Source organism: Pantoea sp. K16, from assembly GCF_048452805.1.
Lineage (GTDB): Bacteria > Pseudomonadota > Gammaproteobacteria > Enterobacterales > Enterobacteriaceae > Pantoea > Pantoea agglomerans.
In genome coordinates, this window is record NZ_JBLWNV010000007.1 from 41,996 (window position 1) to 48,939 (window position 6,944).

5 protein-coding genes and 4 tRNA genes are annotated in these 6,944 nt (G+C 52.4%); all 9 read left to right on the forward strand.

Going from position 1 to position 6,944, the window contains the following annotated elements:
• Positions 1-266: 266 nt before the first annotated feature.
• Entirely contained in the window at positions 267-1,067 is an 801-nt protein-coding gene (gene nagB, locus ACK13D_RS10910) for a glucosamine-6-phosphate deaminase (protein ID WP_010260676.1), read from the forward strand.
• 62 nt (positions 1,068-1,129) lie between these two features.
• Positions 1,130-2,278 (forward strand): N-acetylglucosamine-6-phosphate deacetylase, encoded by a 1,149-nt coding sequence (nagA, locus tag ACK13D_RS10915; RefSeq protein ID WP_418796331.1) that lies wholly within the window; start codon positions 1,130-1,132, stop codon positions 2,276-2,278.
• A 7-nt stretch (positions 2,279-2,285) separates the two neighbouring features.
• Entirely contained in the window at positions 2,286-3,506 is a 1,221-nt protein-coding gene (nagC, locus tag ACK13D_RS10920) for a DNA-binding transcriptional regulator NagC (protein ID WP_418796333.1), read from the forward strand.
• A gap of 39 nt (positions 3,507-3,545) precedes the next feature.
• Positions 3,546-4,298 carry an HAD-IIA family hydrolase gene (locus ACK13D_RS10925; RefSeq protein WP_010260664.1) on the forward strand — a complete coding sequence of 251 codons (753 nt, stop codon included), beginning with the start codon at positions 3,546-3,548 and terminating at the stop codon, positions 4,296-4,298.
• A 307-nt stretch (positions 4,299-4,605) separates the two neighbouring features.
• On the forward strand, positions 4,606-6,273 hold the full coding sequence (asnB, locus tag ACK13D_RS10930; protein ID WP_418796335.1) for an asparagine synthase B: 1,668 nt from the start codon (positions 4,606-4,608) through the stop codon (positions 6,271-6,273).
• A 218-nt stretch (positions 6,274-6,491) separates the two neighbouring features.
• Positions 6,492-6,568 (forward strand) — tRNA-Met (locus ACK13D_RS10935).
• Between the two features lie 9 nt (positions 6,569-6,577).
• Positions 6,578-6,662: transfer RNA gene (locus tag ACK13D_RS10940), tRNA-Leu, on the forward strand.
• A 22-nt stretch (positions 6,663-6,684) separates the two neighbouring features.
• Positions 6,685-6,759 (forward strand) — tRNA-Gln (locus ACK13D_RS10945).
• Positions 6,760-6,793: 34 nt separating this feature from the next.
• Positions 6,794-6,868, forward strand: a tRNA-Gln gene (locus ACK13D_RS10950).
• Positions 6,869-6,944 lie beyond the last annotated feature (76 nt).

Genomic DNA, 6,944 nt, shown 5'->3' on the forward strand with positions numbered 1-6,944 from the left:
GCAAAGATCGTTAATACACTTCATATCACGCAGCGAAGTGTAATGATAAATTAATTCGCCTCGCAAATTAAAAGCCTGGTAAATGTGATTTTTATCACTAAAAAACATCGTTTCATACGGCAACATCTGGCTATGACCGTAAACTTATTTTATGATCCGAAATATTGAATTATGCGCTGGCCATGGCGACAATGAATCATCTGTTCAGATTGGTGACTCACGCAACGGCTTAGCCATCCCCTTTCTATTTTCAATTGAGGTGAAACATGAGACTGATTCCTTTAGCGACGCCAACCCAGGTGGGAAAATGGGCCGCCCGACATATTGTTAATCGTATCAATGCGTTTAACCCGACGGCGGATAAACCTTTTGTCCTGGGGCTGCCAACCGGCGGTACGCCACTGGAAGCGTACAAACACCTGATTGATATGCACAAAGCGGGCCAGGTCAGTTTTAAAAACGTCGTGACATTCAATATGGATGAATATGTTGGCCTGCCAAAAGAGCATCCTGAGAGCTATCACAGCTTCATGTATCGCAATTTCTTCGATCACGTTGATATTCAACCGGAAAATATCAACCTGCTGAATGGTAATGCCCCCGATATTGACGCAGAATGTCGTCAGTACGAAGAGAAAATTCGCGCGCTGGGTAAAATTCACCTGTTCATGGGCGGCGTTGGCAACGACGGTCATATCGCCTTTAACGAACCGGCTTCCTCTCTCGCTTCCCGTACCCGCATTAAAACCCTGACCCATGACACCCGCGTGGCGAACTCCCGCTTCTTTAACGGTGACGTTGATCAGGTGCCTAAATATGCGCTGACGGTCGGCGTCGGTACGCTGCTGGATGCAGAGGAAGTGATGATTCTGGTTACCGGCCATGTTAAAGCGCAGGCATTACAGGCGGCGGTTGAAGGCAACGTTAATCATATGTGGACCATCAGTTGCCTGCAGCTGCACGCGAAATCGGTGGTAGTGTGCGATGAGCCGGCCACCATGGAACTGAAAGTGAAAACCGTGAAATATTTCCGCGAAATGGAAGCGGAAAATATGAAAGGCGTGTAACAGAACATTGTCATGCCCTGCTGTTACGCTGAGTGACAGCAGGCCAGGACGGGAGAAGAAAGATGTACGCATTAGTTAACGGTCGAATCTACAGTGGCCATGAGGTTCTGGATAATCACGCGGTGGTGGTTGCCGATGGGCGTATTGCGCGCATCTGTCCGCGTGAAGCGCTCCCGGCGGATATGGAGCAGCGGGATATGGCAGGGGCAAATATTGCGCCAGGCTTTATCGATCTCCAGCTCAATGGCTGCGGTGGCGTGCAGTTCAATGACAGCCTTGAGGCGCTCAGCATTGAAACGCTGGAAACGATGCAGCGCGCCAATGAAAAGTCTGGCTGCACCAGCTTTTTACCGACTCTGATAACCAGCAGCGACGACCTGATGAAGCGGGCGATTGAAACCATGCGCGCCTACCTGCAGAAACATCAGAATCAGGCGCTGGGTCTGCATCTGGAAGGGCCCTGGCTGAGCAAAGCGAAAAAAGGCACCCACGATCCGGCGCTGATTCGCCTGCCGGATGCGGCAATGGTGCAGTACCTGTGCGACAACGCGGACGTCATCACCAAAGTCACGCTTGCCCCTGAAAATGCGGGTAGCGATGTGATTCGTCAATTGACTGATGCCGGGATTATTGTCTCAGCCGGTCACTCGAATGCGACCTATGAAGAGGCTAAAGCGGGCTTTTCTGCTGGTGTGAGTTTCGCGACGCACCTCTACAACGCCATGCCCACCTTTGCCGGACGTGAACCCGGGCTTATCGGTGCGCTGTTTGATTCGCCTGATGTATACTGCGGCATTATTGCGGACGGTTTACATGTACATTACGCTAACGTGCGCAATGCAAAACGCATCAAAGGCGACAAACTGGTGCTGGTCACGGATGCCACTGCACCGGCTGGCGCGGACATAAGCGAGTTTATTTTTGCAGGCAAAACAATCTATTATCGCGATGGGCTCTGTGTCGACGAAAACGGCACATTAAGTGGTTCTGCCCTGACGATGATTGAAGCGGTACAAAACAGCGTTGAGCATGCAGGGATCGCACTGGACGAAGCGTTGCGCATGGCAACACTCTACCCGGCACGGGCGATGGGCGTGGAAAGGCAGTCAGGCTCGATCGAAGCAGGAAAAATCGCGAACCTGACTGTGTTTACGCGCGACTTTAAAATCATAAAGACGTTTGTCAACGGAGACGACGTCCTGAGCGAGTAAGCACTGAATGACCACTGGCGGCCAGTCACAAATAGGAAATGTCGATCTTGTTAAGCAACTCAATAGCGCAGCGGTTTACCGGCTGATTGATCAACAGGGGCCGATATCGCGCATTCAGATTGCCGAACTTAGCCAGCTCGCGCCCGCCAGCGTCACCAAAATTACCCGTCAGTTGATTGAGCGCGGCCTGATCAAAGAGGTAGACCAGCAGGCGTCTACCGGTGGTCGCCGCGCCATCTCCATTATCACTGAAACCCGCCATTTCCATACCATCGGCGTCCGCCTCGGACGCAACGACGCCACCCTGACTCTGTTTGACCTCAGCGGTAAATCGCTGGCGCAGGAAGATTATGCGCTGCCGGAACGCACCCAGGAGACGCTGGAACATGCGCTGTTTAACGCCATCAGCAGCTTCATTGAGCAGCACCAGCGTAAAATTCGCGAGCTGATCGCGATTTCAGTGATCCTGCCTGGGCTGGTCGATCCGATTAACGGCGTGATCCGCTATATGCCACACATCTCTGTCAGCCGCTGGCCGCTGGTCGCCAGCCTGAAAAAACGTTTTAACGTTACCAGTTTTGTGGGTCATGATATTCGCAGCCTGGCGCTGGCCGAGCACTATTTCGGTGCAAGCCGCGACAGTGCTGACTCGATTCTGGTGCGTTTACACCGTGGCACGGGCGCCGGCATTATTGCCAACGGCCATATTTTTCTCGGCAGCAACGGCAACGTTGGCGAGATCGGCCATATTCAGGTCGACCCGCTTGGCGAGCGCTGTCACTGCGGCAACTTTGGCTGCCTTGAAACTATTGCCGCCAACGGCGCCATTGAAAATCGGGTACGCCATCTGCTGAATCAGGGCTATCCCAGCGTACTGACGCTGGAGGCGTGCCAGATATCTCACATCTGCAAAGCGGCCAATCAGGGTGATGCACTGGCCTGCGAAGTGGTTGAGCACGTTGGCCGTTATCTTGGCAAAGCTATCGCGATTGCGATCAACCTGTTTAATCCGCAAAAAGTGGTGCTGGCGGGTGAGATCACTGAAGCAGAAAAAGTGCTGCTGCCCGCGATTGAGGGCTGCATTAATACTCAGGCATTAGAGGCCTTCCGTAAAAATCTGCCGGTCGTGCGTTCCACCCTGGATCATCGTTCCGCTATTGGCGCCTTTGCGCTCGCTAAACGTGCCATGCTTAACGGCATTCTGCTGCAACATCTTCTGGAAGACTAAGCTAACCCGCTGCTGTGGCGGGCCATATCGGATCTGACTATGACCATTAAAAGCGTAATTTGTGATATCGATGGCGTGCTGATGCACGACAACACGGCCGTTCCCGGCGCACAGGAGTTTTTACAGCGCATTCTGGCCAAAGAGATGCCGCTGGTGGTGCTGACGAACTATCCCTCGCAAACCGAGCAGGATCTGGCAAACCGCTTTGCCTCGGCCGGTGTCGAGGTGCCCGACTCCGTTTTCTATACCTCCGCAATGGCAACCGCCGACTTCCTGCGCCGTCAGGAGGGCAAAAAGGCGTATGTGATTGGTGAGGGCGCACTGATTCATGAACTCTACAAAGCGGGCTTTACCATTACCGATGTGAATCCCGATTTTGTCATTGTCGGAGAGACGCGCTCGTTTAACTGGGACATGATGCATAAAGCGGCTTTCTTCGTGGCTAATGGCGCTCGCTTTATTGCCACCAATCCGGATACCCATGCACGCGGTTTTATTCCTGCCTGTGGCGCACTCTGTGCGGGTATTGAGAAGATATCAGGCCGTCGCCCGTTTGTGGTCGGCAAGCCCAGCCCCTACATCATGCGCGCCGCGCTGAACAAAATGCAGGCCCACTCGGAAGAGACCGTGATTGTCGGTGACAATCTGCGAACCGATATTCTGGCCGGTTTTCAGGCGGGTCTGGAGACGGTGCTGGTGCTCTCCGGCGTCTCGACGCTGAGTGATATCGATGCCATGCCGTTCCGTCCGGACTGGATCTACCCTTCTGTGGCCGATATCGACCTGTTCTGATTCATTTCTCTTATGACGCATCCGGCTAATCTGTGATGCGTCACCTCTTTTTGCGCTATATATCCCACTTTTACTGCCTGATTTCTGCTCACAAAAGCTATTTTATTGCTGATCCATCAACGAAACGGCATTAAAATTATCGTTTATTCAATTTTATTGCCATGCAAGCAATCTTTTTATCAGTAAATCACGATTCCTCTTGCATTGAATGCACCAAATAGCGCATTTTCTTATGTATCACGCAGCATCAGGCTGCCGGACAAACGCAAAAGATAACATCGCCGTAAGGTGAGCTCAGGAGTCAGTTATGTGTTCAATTTTTGGTGTGCTGGATCTGAAAACCGATCCTGTTGAGCTGCGCAAAAAAGCGCTGGAATGTTCACGCTTAATGCGTCATCGCGGCCCGGACTGGTCAGGCGTCTACGCCGATGACCATGCTATTCTGGCGCATGAACGTCTCTCAATTGTTGACGTTAACAATGGCGCACAGCCGCTGTACAACGCCGATCACACCCACGTACTGGCAGTTAACGGCGAAATTTATAACCATCAGGCACTGCGCGCTGAACTCAGCGATCGCTACGCGTTTCAGACCGGTTCTGACTGTGAAGTGATTCTGGCGCTCTATCAGGAGAAAGGTGTCGATTTCCTCGATGAGCTGGAAGGCATGTTCGCCTTTATCCTCTATGACACCGTTAAAAAAACGTACCTGATTGGTCGCGACCACATCGGCATCATCCCGCTATATATGGGTAACGATGAGCATGGCAACCTGTTTGTTGCTTCAGAAATGAAAGCGCTGGTGCCAGCCTGCCGTTCAATCAAAGAGTTCCCGCCGGGAAGCTACCTCTACAGCACCGATGGCGAGATCCGCCGTTACTGGCAGCGCGACTGGATGGAATATAAAAACGTTGAGCACAACACCACCGACGCCGCTGGCCTGAAACATGCGCTGGAAGAGTCCGTGAAAAGCCACCTGATGTCAGATGTGCCTTACGGCGTGCTGCTGTCAGGCGGTCTGGACTCTTCCATCATTTCAGCCGTGACCAAACGTTACGCGGCGAAACGGGTTGAAGATCAGGATAAAAGTGATGCGTGGTGGCCACAGCTGCACTCCTTCGCGGTAGGGCTGGAAGGTTCACCCGACTTAAAAGCGGCGAAATCGGTGGCGGAGCATCTGGGCACCGTACACCATGAAATTCATTTCACCGTGCAGGAAGGTCTGGATGCCATTCGCGATGTGATTTATCACATTGAAACCTATGACGTCACCACCATTCGTGCCTCTACGCCAATGTACTTAATGTCGCGTAAAATTAAAGCGATGGGCATTAAGATGGTGCTGTCGGGCGAAGGCGCAGATGAAGTCTTCGGCGGCTATCTCTATTTCCACAAGGCGCCAAACGCCAAAGAGTTCCACGAAGAAAACGTGCGTAAACTGCAGGCGCTGCATATGTTCGACTGCGCCCGTGCCAACAAAGCGATGTCCGCCTGGGGCGTTGAAGCCCGCGTACCGTTCCTGGATAAAAAATTCCTGGATGTGGCGATGCGAATCAACCCGGCCGATAAAATGTGTGGCAGCAACGGTAAAATGGAGAAGCACATTCTGCGTGAATGTTTCTCCTCTTACCTGCCGGAGAGCGTGGCGTGGCGTCAGAAAGAGCAGTTCTCGGATGGCGTGGGTTACAGCTGGATCGACTCACTGAAAGAAGTGGCTGCGAAGCAAATCAGCGATCAGCAGCTGGCTACCGCTCACTTCCGCTTCCCGTTCAACACGCCGGGTTCGAAAGAAGCCTATCTCTATCGTGAGATCTTTGAAGAGCTGTTCCCGCTGGCGAGCGCGGCAGAGTGTGTGCCTGGCGGTCCATCGGTCGCCTGTTCTTCTGCCAAAGCGATTGAATGGGATGAAGCGTTTAAAAACATGGACGATCCCTCTGGTCGTGCCGTGGGTGTGCATCAGTCAGCCTATAAATAAGCCGGCTGAAAGCAACCAGAATGGGCCCGCTGCGGCCCATTTTTTTTACGATTAGCGTTGTATTCACTGAAAAATTGCCGAATAAACACCCAGGCTGGTTATAAGCCAGTCAAACAGCGATTATCTGGCAAAAAACGGTAAAAAAATTGTTGACGCTGTCTGGTCAACTCCGCATAATGCGCCCCGCAACGCCGATGAAGGTAACGCGAAAAAAAGATGGCTACGTAGCTCAGCTGGTTAGAGCACAGCACTCATAATGCTGGGGTCACAGGTTCGATTCCCGTCGTAGCCACCATCTTTTTTTGCGGGAGTGGCGAAATTGGTAGACGCACCAGATTTAGGTTCTGGCGCCGCAAGGTGTGCGAGTTCAAGTCTCGCCTCCCGCACCATTTCATTATTCGGCAGCGTGGATGGGATATCGCCAAGCGGTAAGGCACCGGTTTTTGATACCGGCATTCCCTGGTTCGAATCCAGGTATCCCAGCCAATTTCGATGATTCTCGAGGCTGAGAACGGACGAATGGGATATCGCCAAGCGGTAAGGCACCGGTTTTTGATACCGGCATTCCCTGGTTCGAATCCAGGTATCCCAGCCATCATTGAAATGCAGTACAATTTGGCTACGTAGCTCAGCTGGTTAGAGCACAGCACTCATAATGCTGGGGTCACAGG

Excerpts from the sequence above, each read along its gene's own strand:
- nagB (WP_010260676.1), top strand. The coding sequence starts at position 267 with ATGAGACTGATTCCTTTAGCGACGCCAACCCAGGTGGGAAAATGGGCC.
- nagA (WP_418796331.1), top strand. The coding sequence starts at position 1,130 with ATGTACGCATTAGTTAACGGTCGAATCTACAGTGGCCATGAGGTTCTG.
- nagC (WP_418796333.1), top strand. The coding sequence starts at position 2,286 with ATGACCACTGGCGGCCAGTCACAAATAGGAAATGTCGATCTTGTTAAG.
- ACK13D_RS10925 (WP_010260664.1), top strand. The coding sequence starts at position 3,546 with ATGACCATTAAAAGCGTAATTTGTGATATCGATGGCGTGCTGATGCAC.
- asnB (WP_418796335.1), top strand. The coding sequence starts at position 4,606 with ATGTGTTCAATTTTTGGTGTGCTGGATCTGAAAACCGATCCTGTTGAG.